Origin of the sequence: Sorangium sp. So ce836 (assembly GCF_028553905.1) — a bacterium.
Classification (GTDB): domain Bacteria; phylum Myxococcota_A; class Polyangia; order Polyangiales; family Polyangiaceae; genus Sorangium; species Sorangium cellulosum_D.
The window spans coordinates 9,838,667-9,856,181 of sequence record NZ_CP102233.1 but is presented as its reverse complement, the minus strand read 5'-3'; the positions used below and the strand labels follow the sequence as shown (position 1 = coordinate 9,856,181).

Genomic DNA, 17,515 nt, shown 5'->3' with positions numbered 1-17,515 from the left:
TCTGTTCCCTAGAACGACCGTTGCGCTCGACGTTCAGATGGACGACGCTGTGCGCCGCAGCCGGTGTCGGGCACGCTCCGGTTCGCGCTCCTTTCATCCACCGCGGGCCGTGACCAAGACACCCCCTCCTCCCATCACTGCCGGAACGGTCATCAACGATCGTTACGACATCCGTCAGAGCCTCGGTAAGGGCGGCATGGGCGAGGTCTTCCTAGCCTTCGATCGCTCGACGCAGCAGACCGTGGCGCTCAAGGTGGTCCGCGAAGAGTCGCGCATGCCGGGCGACGACGAGGCGCTCCGCCAGGAGCTGCTCCTCGCGCGCTCGGTCGGCCACCCGAACGTCTGCCGCGTGCACGACCTCGCGCCGAGCCCGTGGGGCCCCATCCTCGTGATGGAGCAGATCCCCGGGCAGACGCTCCACACGCACATCCGCAAGCGCAAGGCCCAGGGCGGCTACACGGCCGACGAGTTCCGCAAGATCGCGAGCGAGGTGTGCAACGGGCTCGCGGCCATCCACGCGCAGGGCCTCGTGCACGGCGACCTGAAGCCCGGCAACGTGATGGTCTCCGAGGGCCGCGCGGTGATCCTCGACTTCGGCTTCGCGCAGGAGCGCGCGCGCGCCTCGGCGCGCCGCCCCGGCGCGCCGCCCGACGGCGGCACGCCGAACTACATGTCTCCCGAGCGGCTGCGCAACGGCGGCGCGAGCCCCGAGGACGACGTGTACGCGATGGCCCTGACGCTCTGGGAGATGTGGACCTGCCGCGTCCCCGAGCCCGGCTACAAGCCGCGGCTCAAGACGATGAAGCAGCAGATCATGTTCGACGTCCCCGCGGGCCTGTCGATCGACGAGGTGCGGCAGATCTTCCGCGGCCTCAACGAGGACCCGTCGATGCGGCCGCAGGCGCGGCACATGCGCTTCTTCAACCCGTCGCAGCTCACGACGAGCCCGATCCAGCTGCCGCGCGAGCGCCTCGACCCGGGCCCGCCGCCGGGCGGCGCCTTGAAGCTGAACTTCACCCCCGGCGCGCAGTCGCTGCTCGTGACGTACGCGACGAACGCGCCGGAGATCGTCGGCACGCTGCTCCCGCTGCACGACACGAAGCTCGCGCTCGGCCGGCGCAGCGATCAGAGCCTGTGCGTGCCCGAGGCGACCGTGTCGGGGGCGCACGCGATCTTGAAGTGGCAGACGGGCTCGTGGCTCATCGAGGATCAGGGCAGCACGAACGGCACCTACGCGGACTTCAACTACGAGCGCAAGTCGCAGGTCTCGCTGCTGCACGGCGGCGAGGTGCAGGTCGGCGAGTGCCGGATGAAGCTCGTGACGTTCGGCCCGGACTCGCCGCAGCACCGGCGCGCCAAGCAGTACCTCGCGAAGCGCGACGGCCTCACCGGCCTGCTCGTGCGCGAGCACCTGATGAAGGCGATCGACGAGGACGGCCTGTTCGCCGACTGGGCCGAGGTGCCGATGCAGGTCGCGCGCTACGAGCTGCGCGGGCCGAACCGCCAGGTCAGCGAGCGCCCGACCATCCTGGAGATGCTCGCCCTCCGCAAGGCGGCGCAGCGGGTGATCGATCTGACCGAGATGCTCCTGCTCAGCCTCACGCCCGCCGTGGCGGGGCGGACGGGGCCGCTCAAGTTCGTGGTCTCGATCGTGGGGCCGAGCATCGACGAGGCGCGCCACGTGGTCGAGCAGGTGGTCGCGCAGGTTCAGGGGATGCTCCCCGAGACGCTCGAGCTCGGCGCGACGCTGGTGAAGGGCGAGCCCGGGCGCCCTGCGCGGACGCTCATCGATTGAACCTGAACGCGTCCGATGAACAGCCGGCCTCCGTTCCCGTCCAGCCCGCCGTCTCAGCCCTCGCCGTACCGATACCTCGGCCGCGGCGGCGGCGAGCGCCCCGTGCGGCTCCAGATCATCATCGCGCTCGTCGCGGGGCTCATCGTCGTCGCGGTGCCGCTCTACCTCTGGCGCCGCCCGAAGCCTGAGTCGATCCCATCCGCGGACGCCGCGACGGCCGACGCCGGCGCTTACGCCTGGGACGCGGGCGCGCTCGCCGACGCCGGCGCCCACGTGGACGAGGGCGTCACGCTCTCGCCGTTCACCACGATCAAGTGCGAGAACCCCGGCCCGGGCACCACGCCGCCCGAGCGCTGCGATCACGTCACCTTCTTCGAGGACGCGCTCGCGCGCGCGATCCGCGACAACGTGCAGTGCGCCCCGTCCGGCAAGACGAGCATCACGGTGAGCTACGTCCTCGAGATGGACTTCCGCCGCAAGCGCACGAACCTCTACGCGGGCAAGTCGACGACGGTGAACCGCGCGAAGACGAAGGAGCTGCTCCGCTGCGTGAAGCGCGCGATGCCGACGCCCGACTGGGGGACGATCCCGCACCAGTACGTGAAGTACAAGATCAACGTCATGGCGACGTACCCTGCCAACGAGTCCTACTGAGGCGAGCGGCGCGTGCGGTGCGCATCGATCGTGCTGATGCGCTGCGCGCCCTCGCTCCTCGGCGCGCTCCTCGCGACCGCGGCGCACGCGCAGCAGAGCGCGCCGGCCGCTGACGCCGCGCCTCGGCAGATCGAGGGCTACTCGAGCTACGAGCGCGCCACGATCGAGCGCACCCTGGCGCGGCTCGGCGCGACGCTCGATCCCGCGCCCGAGGGCAAGATCGTCGAGGGGATCGACGTGGTCCCGTTCGAGGTGATCGAGGACCGCGATCCCGCTCCGTCCTTCCTGAACTGGTTCCACGTGCTCTCGCGGCCGTACGTCATCCGGCGCGAGGTGCTGCTCGCGGTCGGGCGCCCCTACGAGCAGGCGCTCGCCGACGAGTCCGCGCGCAACCTGCGCGGCCTGAGCCAGGTGTCGCTCGTCCTCATCATCGCCGTGCGGGGCAGCGCGCCGGGTCGGGTGCGGGTCGCGGTCGCCACCAAGGACGTCTGGAGCCTGCGCCTCAACTCGAACTACCGCTTCGCCGGGGGGAAGCTCGAGTACCTCTTCCTGCAGCCCGCCGAGACGAACCTGTTCGGCATCCACCACGCCGTCGCGGCGCAGCTCACGCTCGATCCCGGCGCGCTCTCGCTCGGCGTCGCCTACGCGATGCCGCGCATCGGGGGCAGCCACGTGCGGCTGCGGACCGAGCTGAACGCGATCGTCGCGCGGGAGACCGGCGCGCTCGAGGGCTCGAGCGGCACGTTCGTGTACGGGCAGCCGCTCTACGCGACCGAGGCCGAGTGGGCCTGGGACGCCGAGATCTCCTGGCGCGACGAGGTGACGCGCCGCTTCATCGGCACGAAGCTCGCCACCTTCGACGCGAAGGCCACGCCGGACGACGATGGCGTCCCGTACCGCTACCGCAGCGATATCCTGGTGGGCGGCTACACCGTCACGCGCAGCTTCGGCGGCCGCGGCGGCGCCGCCTCCACCGTGAAGCACGACTTCTCGGTGGGCATCGAGGCGAGCCGCAGGGTCTACCGCCTCGACGCGCCCTCGGGCATCGCGCCGGCCGCGATCGCCGAGTTCGAGGCGAGCGAGATGCCGGTGAGCGACACCCGCGTCGCGCCCACGTTCAAGTACTCCACGTACTCGACCCGCTTCTCGCGCGTGCTCGACTTCAACACGCTCGCGCTGCAGGAGGATTACCGCCTCGGGCACGAGCTCTCGATCCTGATCTACCCGGTCACGACCGCGCTCAACTCCACCCGGAGCTTCCTCGGGGTCTCCGCCGCGGCGGCGTACACCGTCGCGCTCGGCGACGGCCTCGCGCGCGCGGTGGTCAAGACGATCACCGAGTTCGACCGCTCCCAGATCTTCGACGCCTCGATCGAGGCGCGCGCGCGCGTGCACACGCCGAGCTTCGGCCTCGGGCGGCTCGTGTTCGACGTGCGGCTGCTCGACCGCTACCGGAACTACCTCAACCGGAGGTCGCAGCTCGGCGGCGACACCCGCCTGCGCGGGTACCCGACGGCGGCGTTCATCGGCGAGGACGTGCTCTCCGCGAACCTGGAGCTCCGCTCGCGCCCGGTCGAGATCTGGTCGTGCCAGATCGCGGGCGCCGCCTTCTTCGACGCCGGCGACGCGTTCGACGGCTACGGCGAGCTGCGCCTCAAGCAGTCGGCGGGCTTCGGGCTCCGGGCCCTCTTCCCGCAGCTCAACCGCGTCGTCATGCGCGCCGACTGGGGCTTCCCGCTCACGCGCGGCTACCGGGAGCCCGATTCGCTCCCGGGCGACATCCTCGTCACCTTCGGTCAGGCGTTTCCGATGCTCCCTGCGGACGAGTAGGCGGGCCGCGCGGCCGCGCCGCCCGGCCCCTACCGCGCCGGCGTGCCTCCCGGGGCCGCCGGCGCCGCGCCCGCCACCCGCGCGCGGTGGGCCGCGAACGCCTCCCGGAGCGCGGGCGGCACCGGCTCCCGGTCGAGCGCCGCGAGCGCGTCGGCCGCCGGCCTGCCCGCGAGCAGCGCGTGCCAGGCCCGCTCGAGCGCGCCCCTGAGCCGCGCGGCGTCGTCCTTCTCCGGCTCCTTCGGCCTGCCCTGGCCGCCCGCGTCCGCGCCCGAGCCTCCCGCGCGCGCCGCGTGGAACGACCGCGCCGCGCCGCCGCGGTGCGTGTAGCGACCGCCCTCGAAGCCCGCGACGTCGAGGAGAGCCGGCGCGATGGGATCCCCCTCGGTCACCGGGACCCTACCGGCGAGCTCCAGCGTGCCGTCGTGGTCGACGTCGAGCGCGAACCGCGGCGGCGCCGCGAGCTCGACGGCGTACCTGGCCGCGCCGAACGGCTGCACGGCCCAGATCTCCAGCGCGCCCGCCTCGTTCCTGAGCACCACGTCCGGCGCGCCGTCGCGGTTGAGATCGGTCCCGGAGCGGAACGCCCCGAGCTGCTCGGTCGCGTCCGGCTCCGAGCCCGGGGGGAGCGACGGTACCAGCTGGGTCGCCTGGCTGCGGTCCGCGCGCGCGCTGTCGAGGGGCCCTGCGGCCATGACCACGCCGCGCGGGGTCGCCACGCGGACCGCCGAGGTGCGGCGCCCGATCGCGTCGGTCCCGCCGTAGCCGCGCAGCACCACCTCGCCCCCCCGGCGCGGGAGCGCGCCGCGGAGCTCGACCTCGAGCGTCAGCCCGAGCTCGGCGGCCTCCACGTCGATGGCGCGCAGGTGGGCGTCGAGGTCCGGGGGCGCGACGTACGCGGCGAGGGGCGGCATGCGCGCGGCGCCCCAGGGAGAAACCTGATGATCGCTCGCGCAGGCGGCGAGCAGAACGCACGCCGTCAGCGAGAGCTTTTCTGTTACCGTTCCCTTCCGCATGCGCCTGCTAGTCGCCGACAAGATGGACCTCTCGGCTCTGGAAGAGCTCAAGGTGCTCGGGATCCAGATCGAGTCCCGGCCGGAGCTCACCAGGGACACCCTGCCGGCGGCCCTGGACGGGGTCGGCATTCTGGTCGTTCGCTCGACGGAGGTCACGGCGAAGGCGATCGAGGCTGGACGGCAGCTCAACCTGATCGTGCGGGCCGGGGTCGGCGTGGGGACGATCGACGTGGCGGCGGCGAGCGCGCGCGGCATCTACGTGGCGAACTGTCCCGGCAAGAACGCGACCGCCGTCGCGGAGCTGACGATGGCGTTCATCCTCGCGCTCGATCGCCGCCTCGTCGACGCGACGTCCGAGCTCCGGGCCGGCCGCTGGGAGAAGACGAAGTACTCGGCGGCTCGCGGCCTGTTCGGCCGGCGGATCGGGATCGCGGGGCTCGGCGCGATCGGCCGCGAGGTGCTGCTGCGCGCCCGCGCCTTCGGCCTCGAGCCGCACGCCTGGTCGCGCTCGCTGACGCCGGGCCGCGCCGCCAAGCTCGACGTCAGCTACGCCCGGACCCTTGAAGAGCTGGCCGCCCGCTCGGACATCTTCACGATCCACCTGACGGCCACCCCGCAGACGCGCGGCATCGTCGGCCGGAGCGTGCTCGAGGCGCTCCCCGACGGCGCCATCGTCGTGAACGCCGCGCGCCCCGAGGTCCTCGACTACGCCGCGCTGGAGGAGCTCATCCCGCGCAAGGGGCTGCGGGTCGGCCTCGACGTCTTCGCCAGCGAGCCCGACAAGGGCTCGGCGCCGTTCGAGTCGCACCTCCTCGGGCGGGGGCTCGTCTACGCGACCCCGCACATCGGCGCGCAGACCGAGCAGGCCCAGCGCGCGGTCGCCCTCGAGACGGCCCGGATCATCCGCGCCTTCTTGACGGAGGCGGACCTGCCCAACGTGGTCAACATCTGCGCGACCTCGCCCGCTCGCTACGCGGTCGTCGTCCGGATGCTGGACAAGGTCGGCGTGCTCGCGAACACGCTCAGCGTCATGAAACGCCACGGGATCAACATCGAGGAGATCTCGAATACGGTCTTCGAGGGGGCCACTGCCACGTGCACGAAGATGCGGGTCACCGGCCGGCCGAGCGAAGCCTGCCTGAAGGAGATCGCGGCGTTCGAGGAGGTCCTGCACGTGGATATCGTCGCGCTGCCGAATCTGGCGTAAGGCGGCCCGCCTCCCGGCGGTGACGCGGCGCGGCCCGGACGCGGGCGACGCGGGAAAGAACCGGCGGGGAGATCCCCGGCCATGCAGGAGCGGTTTGCCCGTATCCCCCCTTGCATGAAGGCCCGCATTCGACTAGGTTGTCCGCCGACAACTAGGCGGATCCGCGAGCCGGATTCCCAGTTCGGGAATCGGCTCTTTTTTTTTGGCGCAGGGGCGCCGGGCACCGTCGCTCGGGGCTCATGGCGCCGGAAGGTCCCGGATCCGCCGAGGGTGACGTCTCTCACATGCCGCAACCGATGGAGCCTACGACCAGAGCCGCGTTCGATCTCGGCCGCGTTCGCGACGCGGTCGCGCCGGTGCTCGCCTCGCACGGGGTCACGCTCGTCGACCTGGAGTGGACGACCGAGCGGGCGGGCTGGACGCTGCGAATCACGATCGAGCGCGAGGGGGCGGCCGACGTGGGCGGCGGCGTCACGCTGGACGACTGCGCGGACGTGTCGCGCGACGTCTCGTCGGTCCTCGACGTCGAGGATCTCATCCCCAACCATTACAACCTCGAGGTCAGCTCTCCTGGTCTCGACCGGCGGCTGCGGACCCCTGCCGAGTTCGCCCGTTTCCTCGGCAAGGCGGCCAAGGTGAAGCTGTCGCGGCCCGCGCCGGACGGCCAGCGGCTGCTCCGGGGCGAGCTCCTTCAGGCTCCTGAGGGGCAGGTCGCGGTCCTGGTCGACGGCAAGCGGATCGAGGTGCCGGTTTCGGATGTCGTGGAGGCGCGCCTCGTCTTCGAGCTCACGACGCAGCCCAAGCCCAAGAAGGGGCAGCGGCACGGCAAGGAGACCGCTAAGGAGTCGGGGCAGGCCAAGAGGTCCGCGGGGGCGGCTCCGGGACCGTCCTCCGGGCGGAGCGAGCGCGGCTCCGAGAAGCGCAAGTAGAGAGAAGAAAGATCAGGAGACAGGGACGTCATGGCAACGATGGCAGCGATGCCGACCTCGGAGACGAGCCTCGGCAGCATCCTCGATCAGGTCGCGAAGGAGAAGGGGATCGACAAGAAGATCCTTGTCGAGACGATCGAGGCCGCGATCTTGAAGGCCGCGCAGAGCGTCTTCGGCCCGACCCGCGAGCTCGAGGCGCGCTTCAACGAGGACACCGGGCAGATCGATCTCTTCCAGTACATGACCGTGGTCGAGGCCGTGACGGAGCCGGAGCGCGAGATCTCCATCACCGACGTGAACAAGCTCAAGCTGGACGCGACCCTGGGCGAGGAGCTCGGCTTCCAGGTCTTCTGGCGCCCTGAGGACGCGGAGAAGGCGCGCGATCAGGACAAGGAGTACGGCGACATCCTGAAGCTCAAGCACGGCCGCACGACCTTCGGGCGCATCGCCGCGCAGACGGCGAAGCAGGTCCTGCTCCAGCGCGTGCGCGACGCCGAGCGCGATCTCATCTTCAACGAGTACAAGGATCGCAAGGGAGAGCTCATCCGCGGCATCGTGCGGCGGTTCGAGAAGGGCAACAACATCATCGTCGACATCGGCCGCACCGAGGGGGTGCTCACGTTCCGCGAGCAGACGCCGCGCGAGACGTACCGGCCGGGGGACCGCATCGTCGCGTACGTGAAGGACATCGATCGCGAGGCGCGCGGGCCGCAGGTCATCCTCTCCCGCTCCGACCCCCGGCTCGTCGAGAAGCTCTTCGAGGCCGAGGTCCCCGAGATCTACGAGGGCATCGTGCGGATCGTGTCGGTCGCCCGCGAGCCGGGCGCCCGCTCCAAGATCGCGGTGACGAGCCGCGACGCGGACGTCGACCCGGTGGGCGCGTGCGTGGGCATGAAGGGCTCGCGCGTGCAGGCCGTGGTCCAGGAGCTCCGCGGCGAGAAGATCGACATCGTGCCGTTCGACCGGGATCCGGCGCGCTACGTCATCGCCGCGATCCAGCCGGCCGAGGTGCACAAGGTGATCGTCGACGAGGCCGACGGGCGCATGGAGCTCGTGGTCCCGGACGAGAAGCTGTCGCTCGCGATCGGGCGCAAGGGCCAGAACGTGCGGCTCGCCGCGCAGCTGACCAACTGGAAGCTCGACATCATCAGCGAGACGAAGTTCAAGCAGATGGAGGAGGAGGCGATCTCCGCCCTCCAGCAGATCGACGGCGTGACCGAGCAGATCGCCAAGTCCATGTACCGCCTCGGCTTCCGGGCGCTGGAGGAGGTGAGCGAGGCGTCGGTCGAGGAGCTCGCCGCGATCCCGGGCCTCGGCGGCGCCGAGGCCGCCGAGCGCATCAAGTCGCAGGCGGACACGACGATGGAGCGGCTGCGGCAGGAGCGCATCCGCTCCGCGAGCTCGCGCACCGAGCCGCTCACCGACCGCGAGCGGCTGATGTTCATCCGCGGCGTCGGCGAGCGGACGGTGGTGCTGCTGGAGGAGGCCGGGTACCGCAGCGTGGAGGACGTGCTGCGGGAGGACGAGGATCGGCTGGCGATCCGCACCGGCCTCGGCATCAAGAAGGCGCGCGCCATCAAGCAGGGCGCGCGGGACTTCGTCGAGAGCGAGCAGAAGGTGCTCGATGCAGCGCGGGCGGACATCCGTCGCGCGGCGGAGGCGAGGCACGCGTAAGGATGGAATCGACGGTGAGCAGACAGAGCGACGCGGGTGAGCGCGAGCCCTTCGAGAAGGGGCGGGTGCGCACGTGCGTCGGCTGCGGGGAGCGCGTCGGCGTCGAGGACGCCCGCGGCGCCCGTCCGCTCGTCCGGCTCATCCTCGGCCCCGGCGGCGTGATCGCGGTCGATCCGGGCGACGGCGGGTTCGGGCGGGGCGCGCACGTGCATCCGCAGCGGGACTGCCTGGCGGCCGCGGTCGCCCGGGGCCTCGCCCGCGCCGCGAAGGGGCGGGTCCACGCGATCGTCGGGGCCGCCGGCCCGGGCGGCCCGGGCGAGGAGCGCGCCGGCGAGCCGGCCGCCCCCGGGCCGGAGCCGCTCACGACCATCTCGCTGGCGCGGGCGATCCGGGAGGCGACGGAGCGACGGCTCCAGGGGCTCATCCGCGCGGCCGTCCGCTCCCAGGGCGTGGCGGTCGGCGCCGACGCGGTCGTCGGGTCGTGCCAGCGGGGCGAGGCCGCGCTCGTGCTGGTCGCGTGCGATGCGGCGGCGGGCGCGGATCTGCCGGAGGTGCGGCGGGCGATCGCCGAGGGGCGCGCCGTCGCATGGGGCAGCAAGCAGGTGCTCGGCTCCCTGGCGGGCGGCCCGCGCGAGCGCGGCGTGGCGGTGATGGCGATCTCCTTGCCCTCGATCGCCGCCGCCGTCGCGCACGCAGCGCACGTCGTGGACACCTGCGCCCGCATCGAGCGCGGCGAGGGCGCCGCGGAGGGCGGGCGCGGCGGCTCCGGTCGAAAGGGGCGGCCCTCGCGCAACGCGGCTGCCCGATCCGAGGAGGGCGGGAGCCCCGAGCCGCAGAAGGCCGCGCCCGGCCCTGCCGGCCCGCCGCCCCGCCGTGGGCCGGGGAGGGCGGGGGTGGACGTCGAGCACCCCAGGCCTTCCGCTCGGCCGGCGTCCGAGGGGGGCGGGGGACAACCTGGCAGCCCGACGGGCGAGCTTGCTGGCCGCGAGGCGCGGTTGGCGTCAGAGAGTGGGTCCGGTCGGCTTCTTGCTACTGCGCCGGGGACCGGGGAAGGCGGCGCGGTCGGGGGCAGGGCGGCGATGTCCGGTTCTACCGGACGCGCCTCGACGGTGGACAGAGTGGCCGCAAATCGTCGCCCGCGCGGATGGGTGAGGCGGATTGGTTAACGTGGAGCGAGGTGCATGAGCAAAGTCCGGGTCTACGAGGTCGCCAAGCAGTTGAACATGGACCAGAAGACGCTGGTCGCGCTCTTCCAGTCCATGGGTATAGGCGACGTGCGCAACCACATGAGCGCCGTCGAGTCCGACGTCGTCGAGCGGGTTAAGCGGCACCTCGAGCGGCAGAAGTCGCCTGAGGTGGTGGAGGAGCGGATCCGTCCGACCGTCGTGAAGCGCCGCGCCCGGCCCGGGGCTGAGCCCGAGCCGGCCGAGGCGCCGCCCGTGCGCGCCGCTCCGGAGCCGGCGCCCTCTCGGCCTGTGGCGGCGTCCGCTCCGGCTTCCCCGCCGCCCGAGCGCGCTGCCCAGGAAGAAGCGCCGGTCCATCGCCCCGCTCCGCCGCCCGCCGCTCCCGTCGCAGCGCCCCCGGCGCCGGCTCCCGAGCCGGTGGTCGCCGCGGCCCCGCGCGAGCCTGCGCCCGCGCCCAGCGCGCCTGCCCCGGAAGCGCCGCCCGTTGCGGCTGCGCCCCCCGCGCCGGCAGCGCCGCCGCCCCCGGCGGCTCCCGCTCCCGCAGCACCCGCGCCTGCCGCGGCGTCCGCGCCCGCGCCCGCGGAGGAGACGAAGGTGACCTCGCCCGAGCCGAAGCCCGCTCCGCCCGCCGCCGCAGCGGCGCCCGCCGCAACGGCGCCCGCCGCCGCCCCGCCCGCGCCCACCGCGGCGCCCGCGCCCGCCGCGGCTGCTCCCGCGGCGCCTGCGCCGGCTCCGGCGCAAGCGGTCGCTCCCGCGGCGCCCGCCGCGCCTGCGCCGGCCCCGGCGCAGGCGGCTGCGCCCGCGCCGGCCCCGGCGAAGCCCGCGGCTGCCGCAGCGCCCGCTCCGGCCCGGCCGCAGGCTGCGCCCTCGACGCCGGCGCCCGCTCCGGCGCAGGGGGCCTCTCGGCCGACGCAGCCGCCCCCCGCGGGGCAGCGGCCGGGGGCTCCGGCGCAACCGGCGGCGTCCGCGGCCCGCCCCGGCGCGCGGCCGACGCAGCCGCCGGCGCCCGCGGCCGCGGCCAAGCCGGAGGAGGCGGCGCCCGCGAACCAGGCGCCGCGCCGCCCGTCGTCGCCGCCGAAGACCGGCATCGAGGTGTGGCAGGGGCGCCCCGGCGTCACGATGCCCGCCGCCCGCACCGGCACGCCGCCGGCGCGGCGCACGACCTACGATCCGCGCGCCAACGCCCAGCAGGCGCGCCCCGGCGGCCCCAGCTTCGGTCCGGGCGGCCGGTCCATGCCGGGCGGCCGGAACGCTCGCCCGGGGACCTTCGGGCGGCAGCGCCCGGGCGGCGCCCTGCCGCGCAAGCCGGTCCAGGTCTCCACGCAGGAGATGGCCTCGCACAAGAAGGTCATCAAGATCGAGGAGCAGGTCACCCTCCAGCAGCTCGCCGCGAAGATGAGCCTGAAGGCCACCGACGTGCTCATGCGGCTCCTGTCGATGGGCATGACGGGCGTGAACATCAACAGCACGCTCGACGCCGACACGGCGAAGATCCTCGCGAGCGAGTTCGGCTGGAGCGTCGAGGACGTGGCCGTCAGCGAGCAGGACACGCTGACCGCGGCGATGCAGGCCGGGGTCGACGCCGACGAGGACGTCGAGATCCGTCCGCCCATCGTCACCGTCATGGGCCACGTCGACCACGGCAAGACGTCGCTGCTCGACCGGATCCGGAAGGCCACCGTCGCCGAGGGCGAGGCGGGCGGGATCACCCAGCACATCGGCGCTTACCGCGTCGAGACGCAGCGGGGCACGATCGCCTTCCTCGACACGCCGGGCCACGAGGCGTTCACGGCGATGCGCGCCCGCGGCGCGTCGCTGACCGACATCGTGATCCTGGTGGTCGCCGCCGACGACGGCGTGATGCCCCAGACCAAGGAGGCGATCTCGCACGCCCAGGCCGCGAAGGTGCCGATCATCGTCGCGGTCAACAAGATCGACAAGCCGGGCGCCGACGCGGACAAGATCAAGCGCGACCTCGCGGCGCTCGGGCTGCAGCCCGAGGAGTGGGGCGGCGAGACGATGTTCTGCAGCGTGTCGGCGAAGATGGGGCAGGGCATCGACCAGCTCCTCGAGTCGGTCCTGCTCCTCGCCGAGGTCCAGGACCTCCGCGCCAACCCGAAGAAGCGCGCCAGCGGCACCGTCATCGAGGCGCTGCTCGATCGCGGCCGCGGCCCGGTCGCGCGCGTCATGGTCCAGGACGGCACGCTCCGCACGGGCGACATCCTCCTGGCCGGCGCCGCGTGGGGCAAGGTCCGGGCGATGACCGACGAGCTCGGGCGCTCCGTCGCCGAGGCCGGCCCCGCGACGCCCGTCGAGGTCCTCGGCCTCAACGAGGTGCCGAGCGCGGGCGATCCCGTCCACGCCGTCAAGGACGGGAAGACCGCGGAGGAGATCGCCGAGACCCGCCGCAAGAAGGCGTCGAAGACGCTGATCCCGCAGGACTCGCGCGTCTCGCTCGAGTCGATCACGAAGAACCTGCAGGAGGCCGATCAGCTCGAGCTCAAGCTGATCATCAAGGGCGACGTGCAGGGCTCGGTCGAGGCGATCACCCACGCGCTGGCGAAGCTCTCGACCGAGAAGGTGAAGGTCACCATCGTGAACGGCGCCGTCGGCGGCATCACGGAGGGCGACGTCAACCTGGCGGTCGCGTCGAAGGCGATCATCGTCGGCTTCAACGTCCGGCCTGCCGGCAAGGCGGGCGCGCTGGCCGAGAACGAGGGCGTCGAGATCCGGCTCTACAACATCATCTACAACGCCGTCGACGACATCCGGAGCGCGATGGAGGGTCTCCTCCCCGCGACGAAGGTGGAGAAGGTCCTCGGCCGCGCCGAGGTCCGCCAGGTCTTCAAGATCACGAAGGCGGGCACGGTCGCCGGCTCGATGGTGATCAGCGGCTCGGTGAAGCGCAGCGGCGAGGCGCGCCTGATCCGGGACAACGTCGTCATCTGGACGGGGCGCCTCTCGGGGCTGCGCCGCTTCAAGGACGACGTGAAAGAGGTGGTCGAGGGGTTCGAGTGCGGTATCTCGCTCGACGGCTACTCGGACATCAAGGAGAAGGACATCGTCGAGAGCTTCGAGATCGAAGAGGTCAAGACGAAGCTCTGAGCCCGTAGATGTTCGTCGGCGTCCTCCGTCTCCGCCTCGATATCGTCGGGGCCCGCTCCCTCAAGGACAAGCGCAGCGTGGTGCGCTCCTTGAAGGAGCGGGCGCAGAGCCGGATGCGCGTGTCGATCGCGGAGGTCGGCGTGCTCGACGATCCGCGGCGGGCGACGCTCGGCGTCGCGGTCGTCTCGAACTCGGCGGCCATGTGCGACCGGGTCCTCGCGGACGTGGCCGCGATGGCCGGGTCGCTGCCCCACGCCGTCCTCACCGACCGGGCGACCGAGATCGTGCCGTTCGGCGAGGGGGGAGCGGGGGTGCAGGGCGGCATCGAGCAGGCGCTCGGCCGCGAGGATGAGGATCTGGGAGCGGCCTCGGACAGGCTCGAGGACGCAGAGGACGACGAATGAGCGGCACGGTGAAGCGGGCGACGCGGGTCGCCGAACGGCTCCGCGAGGACCTGTCCAACCTGCTCCGGGAGCTGCGCGATCCGCGGATCGTCGGGGTGCTCGTGTCGCGCGTGGAGATCACCGACGACCTGCAGAGCGCGAAGGTCCACGTGCGCCACGAGTTCGGGGCGGAGGACGCGGCGTCGCGCCGCGCCCTGCTCAAGGGTCTGGACGCGGCGTCCGGCCGGCTGCGCAGGGACGTCGCCCGCACCATGGGCCTGCGCGTGGTGCCGACGCTGCGGTTCTTCTACGACGAGGGCCCCGACGCCGAGCGGCGGATCGAGGAGCTGCTCCGGGAGATCAAGGACGACGCGGGCGACGGCCGCTCGTAGCGCCGGGGCGCGGCGCGCGCCCGGGCAGCGCTGCGCGCGGCTCGGACGGCCCTGCGCGCGGCTCGAGCGCGATCACCGGGAGATGAGCCGCTCGATCGCCTGCGCGGGCTCGAGGTCGAAGCGCCACGGCCCCATCTTCGTCGGGGCGTCGAGCGCCGTCTTCAGCGCGCGGAGGAACTCGCGCCGCGGCCACTCGACGGCGCCGAAGCGATCGAGGTGCTCCGTGTACACCTGGCAGTCCACCAGGGCGAAGTCCCAGGCGACGAGGTTCCCGAGCAGCGCGGCGAACGCGACCTTGGAGGCGTCGGGCGCGCGCGCGAACATCGACTCGCCGAAGAACATCCGCCCCAGCGACACGCCGTAGAGCCCGCCGACGAGCTCGCCGTTCGACCAGGCCTCGATGCTGTGCGCCACCCCGGCGGCGTGCAGCGCCGTGTAGCCGTCGACGAGCTCCTCGGTGATCCACGTGCCGCTCTGCCCCGGCCGCGGCGTCGCGCTGCAGGCCCGCATAACGTCCGCGAACGCGGTGTCGGTCCGCACCTCGATCCCGCCTCGGCGCACCCGCTTGCGCAGCGAGTGCGGGATGTGCGCCTCGCGCGGCGGCAGGACGAAGCGCGGATCCGGGGAGAACCAGAGCAGCGGCAGCCCGTCGTGGGGCCACGGGAAGATGCCCCGGCGATAGCCGGCCAGGAGCCGCTCCGGCGAGGCCTCGCCGCCCACGGCCACGATCCCCTCCGGGGTCGCGCGCTCGGGCGGAGGGAAGTCGAGCTTGCTCGTGAGCACCGGGACGCGCATCGCTGTCGGATCGAATCCTCCCACCGGAGCACGCGGTTGCAAAGAGGCGCCCTGCGTCCGCGCGCCGCGCGCTCAGGACGCGCACACATAGTCGGAGCCCTCGACGAAGCCGCGCGCGGCGAGGTGCTCGCGGATGAGCGCGCGCGCCCCCCGCGCCCCCACGGCGACGATGAGGGTCTGCGCGCCCCGCGAGAGCCCCGACGGATCGACGATCGGCGCCCCCTGCGCGATCCGGCCGATCTTGCGCGGATCGATGTCGACGAACCGCTCCGGCCTCACGCCGTTCCGGGCGAGCGCCCTCGCCAGCCGCCTGCCCGTCTTGCCCGCGCCCCACACCGCCACGGGGCGCGCCGAGCCCAGCTTCCTCGCGAGGTAGTGCGCCTTGGCCTCGAGGAACCGCGCGATCGCGTACCGCGGATCCGCGAACGTCGCGCGGCCCTCGCGGTGCCGCCAGCGCAGGCCGAGCTCCGGGAGCTTCGCCATCCGCGCGCCGGCGGCGTCGAGGCGCAGCCACAGGTCGTAGTCCTCCGCCCAGGGGGCCTCCCGGAACCCGCCGACCTGCTCCAGCGCGCTCCGCCGCAGCATCACCGACGGGTGGCACAGCGGGGACTCCACGAACATCTCCCGCGCGTGATCCTCGGGGGTGAGGATCGAGTTCAGCCAGTCGACGTAGCGGAGCATGCCCTCGCCGATCGGCCCGGCCGCGAACGCCTCCACGCGGGCCCCGACGACGGCGAGCCGCGGATCTCGCCGGAGCGCCTCGGCCTGGCGCGCGAGGCGCCCGCCGACCGAGATGTCGTCGCCGTCCATGCGCGCGAGCAGCTCGCCGCGCGCCACCTCCGCCGCGCGCGCGAGCGCCCGCGCGATGCCCACGCCGCCGGTCGCGACCGGGACGACGCGGCGGTCGCGCCGCGCGATGCGCGCGACCGTGGCCGGGCCGGCGTCGGTCGAGCCGTCGTCCACGGCGATCACCTCGAGGTCGACCTCGCGCTCGGCGAGCACGCTCTCCAGCGCCTCCTCGATGGTCGCCTCCGCCTGCCGGTACGGGAGCAAGACGGAGACGAGCGGCGCCACGCCGAGACCATGGCGGCGCGCCGGCGCAGCGTCCACAGGAAGGGCGCGCGCCGGCGGCGCGACGTCCACAGGAAGGGCGCGCGCCGCCGGCGCGGCCCGGTCAGAGGTCGCGGGCCAGCCGGATGCCGCTCATCTGCCACCGCGCGTCCGGCGGGAAGAAGTTCCGGTACGTCGCGCGGAGGTGCGTCGCCGGGGTCGCGCACGAGCCGCCGCGGAGCACGAGCTGGCTGCTCATGAACTTGCCGTTGTACTCGCCGAGCGCCCCCGGCCACGGGCGAAACCCGGGGTAGGGCGCGTACGCGCTCGACGTCCATTCCCACACGTCGCCGAAGAGCTGCCGCGGGGCGCCCGGCCGCGCCGGCGCTTCCGCGGGCTCCGGGTGATAGCGCCCGCTCTCGGCGAAATTCCCCTGGAGCGCCGCCTCGCCCGGCGCGGCGCCGCCGGCGACCTCCCCCGCGGCGGCGAGCGCGCCCTGCGCGGCGGTCTCCCACTCGGCCTCGGTCGGGAGCCGCGCGCCCGCCCAGCGGGCGTAGGCGTCGGCCTCGTAGTGGCTCACGTGGCAGACGGGCTCGTCGGCGTCGATCTCGCGGAGCCCGTGCAGCGTGAACAGCTGGAGCCCCCCGTCGCGCTGCTCCCAGTAGAGCGGCGCCTCCCACCGGTTCGCCACGACCGCATCCCAGCCGCCCGACAGCCAGAGCTCCGGCCGCGCGTACCCGCCGTCCCGCATGAACTCGAGGTACTCGCCGCACGTCACCGGCCGGTCCGCGAGCGCGAACGCGCCGACGAACACGCGGTGCCGCGGCGCCTCGTTGTCGAACGCGAACCCGCCCTCGCCGTGGCCGATCCAGCGCACGCCCTCGGCGTGCTCGACGAAGCGGAGCTCCCCGGCGGCGCCGCCGCGCCGCCCCGGCGGCGCGCCGCCGAAGATGGCGGGGCGCAACGGGTTCTGCGCCATCGCGTGCTTCAGATCGGTCAGGATGAGCTCCTGGTGCTGCTGCTCGTGGTGCAGCCCCACCTCGATCGTGAAGGCGAGATCGAGGTGCCGGCCCGCGGCGATCTCGTCGAGCAGCGCGCGCATGCGCTCGTCCACGTGGCGCCGGTAGCGGTAGGTCTCCTCGACGGTCGGGCGCGACAGGACCCCGCGCCGCGGCCGGCCGTGCCGCTCGCCCACGCTCACGTAGTACGAGTTGAAGAGGTACCCGAACTGCGGGTGGAAGGGCGCGTACCCGGCGCGCTGGCCGAGCACGAACGCCTCGAAGAACCACGCCGTGTGCGCGAGGTGCCACTTCACCGGGCTCGCGTCCGGCATCGACTGGACGACGTAGTCCTCGGCGCAGAGCGGCGCGCAGAGCGACTCCGTGAACGCCCGGACCGCGTCGTACCGCGCCCTCAGCCTGCCCGCGACGCGCTCTGCCTGTTCCATCGCGTTCACTTCGGATCCCTTCGTCATCGGCGAGCGATGTCGCTGCGGCGGGAGCGG

General features: G+C 73.3%; 14 protein-coding genes. 10 read left to right on the top strand and 4 right to left on the bottom strand.

The window, feature by feature from the left end; genetic code table 11:
• Window positions 1–109 precede the first annotated feature (109 nt).
• From NQZ70_RS35725 to NQZ70_RS35715, 3 genes are read left to right on the top strand one after another with little or no spacing between them, the layout of a single operon-like run.
• Window positions 110–1,795 carry an FHA domain-containing serine/threonine-protein kinase gene (locus NQZ70_RS35725; protein ID WP_272826330.1) on the top strand — a complete coding sequence of 562 codons (1,686 nt, stop codon included), beginning with the start codon at window positions 110–112 and terminating at the stop codon, window positions 1,793–1,795.
• A gap of 15 nt (window positions 1,796–1,810) precedes the next feature.
• On the top strand, window positions 1,811–2,449 hold the full coding sequence (locus NQZ70_RS35720; protein WP_129578223.1) for a hypothetical protein: 639 nt from the start codon (window positions 1,811–1,813) through the stop codon (window positions 2,447–2,449).
• A 12-nt stretch (window positions 2,450–2,461) separates the two neighbouring features.
• Window positions 2,462–4,279 carry a hypothetical protein gene (locus NQZ70_RS35715; protein WP_129578222.1) on the top strand — a complete coding sequence of 606 codons (1,818 nt, stop codon included), beginning with the start codon at window positions 2,462–2,464 and terminating at the stop codon, window positions 4,277–4,279.
• Between the two features lie 29 nt (window positions 4,280–4,308).
• Here NQZ70_RS35715 and NQZ70_RS35710 read toward each other — a convergent pair whose 3' ends face one another.
• The gene (locus NQZ70_RS35710; protein ID WP_237244334.1) at window positions 4,309–5,292 is read right to left on the bottom strand and encodes a VCBS repeat-containing protein; all 984 of its coding nucleotides are present in this window, start codon (window positions 5,290–5,292) and stop codon (window positions 4,309–4,311) included.
• Between NQZ70_RS35710 and NQZ70_RS35705 the strand changes: the two genes are divergently transcribed.
• The 7 genes from NQZ70_RS35705 to rbfA all read left to right on the top strand — a co-directional run bounded on the left by NQZ70_RS35705 (window position 5,291) and on the right by rbfA (window position 14,166).
• Window positions 5,291–6,499 (top strand): phosphoglycerate dehydrogenase, encoded by a 1,209-nt coding sequence (locus tag NQZ70_RS35705; protein WP_129578221.1) that lies wholly within the window; start codon window positions 5,291–5,293, stop codon window positions 6,497–6,499. The genes NQZ70_RS35710 and NQZ70_RS35705 overlap by 2 nt on opposite strands.
• A gap of 296 nt (window positions 6,500–6,795) precedes the next feature.
• The gene (gene rimP, locus NQZ70_RS35700) at window positions 6,796–7,428 is read left to right on the top strand and encodes a ribosome maturation factor RimP (protein ID WP_129578220.1); all 633 of its coding nucleotides are present in this window, start codon (window positions 6,796–6,798) and stop codon (window positions 7,426–7,428) included.
• 48 nt (window positions 7,429–7,476) lie between these two features.
• Complete coding sequence (gene nusA / locus NQZ70_RS35695) at window positions 7,477–9,102, top strand: transcription termination factor NusA (RefSeq protein WP_275938176.1); 1,626 nt, start codon at window positions 7,477–7,479, stop codon at window positions 9,100–9,102.
• A 14-nt stretch (window positions 9,103–9,116) separates the two neighbouring features.
• On the top strand, window positions 9,117–10,268 hold the full coding sequence (locus NQZ70_RS35690) for a DUF448 domain-containing protein (RefSeq protein ID WP_165374337.1): 1,152 nt from the start codon (window positions 9,117–9,119) through the stop codon (window positions 10,266–10,268).
• 15 nt (window positions 10,269–10,283) lie between these two features.
• Window positions 10,284–13,391, top strand: coding sequence for a translation initiation factor IF-2 (gene infB / locus NQZ70_RS35685; RefSeq protein ID WP_129578217.1), 3,108 nt, complete (start codon window positions 10,284–10,286; stop codon window positions 13,389–13,391).
• A gap of 8 nt (window positions 13,392–13,399) precedes the next feature.
• Complete coding sequence (locus NQZ70_RS35680; RefSeq protein WP_129578216.1) at window positions 13,400–13,795, top strand: DUF503 domain-containing protein; 396 nt, start codon at window positions 13,400–13,402, stop codon at window positions 13,793–13,795.
• Window positions 13,792–14,166, top strand: a complete 375-nt coding sequence (gene rbfA / locus NQZ70_RS35675) for a 30S ribosome-binding factor RbfA (protein WP_129578215.1) — start codon at window positions 13,792–13,794, stop codon at window positions 14,164–14,166. Before NQZ70_RS35680 ends, rbfA begins: the two co-directional genes overlap by 4 nt.
• A gap of 72 nt (window positions 14,167–14,238) precedes the next feature.
• On the opposite strand, the gene aat is transcribed toward rbfA, so the two are convergent.
• The 3 genes from aat to egtB all read right to left on the bottom strand — a co-directional run bounded on the left by aat (window position 14,239) and on the right by egtB (window position 17,458).
• The gene (gene aat, locus NQZ70_RS35670) at window positions 14,239–14,961 is read right to left on the bottom strand and encodes a leucyl/phenylalanyl-tRNA--protein transferase (protein ID WP_129578214.1); all 723 of its coding nucleotides are present in this window, start codon (window positions 14,959–14,961) and stop codon (window positions 14,239–14,241) included.
• Between the two features lie 72 nt (window positions 14,962–15,033).
• Window positions 15,034–16,035 carry a glycosyltransferase gene (locus NQZ70_RS35665; RefSeq protein ID WP_129578213.1) on the bottom strand — a complete coding sequence of 334 codons (1,002 nt, stop codon included), beginning with the start codon at window positions 16,033–16,035 and terminating at the stop codon, window positions 15,034–15,036.
• Window positions 16,036–16,135: 100 nt separating this feature from the next.
• Complete coding sequence (gene egtB, locus NQZ70_RS35660) at window positions 16,136–17,458, bottom strand: ergothioneine biosynthesis protein EgtB (RefSeq protein WP_207217578.1); 1,323 nt, start codon at window positions 17,456–17,458, stop codon at window positions 16,136–16,138.
• Window positions 17,459–17,515: the final 57 nt, after the last annotated feature.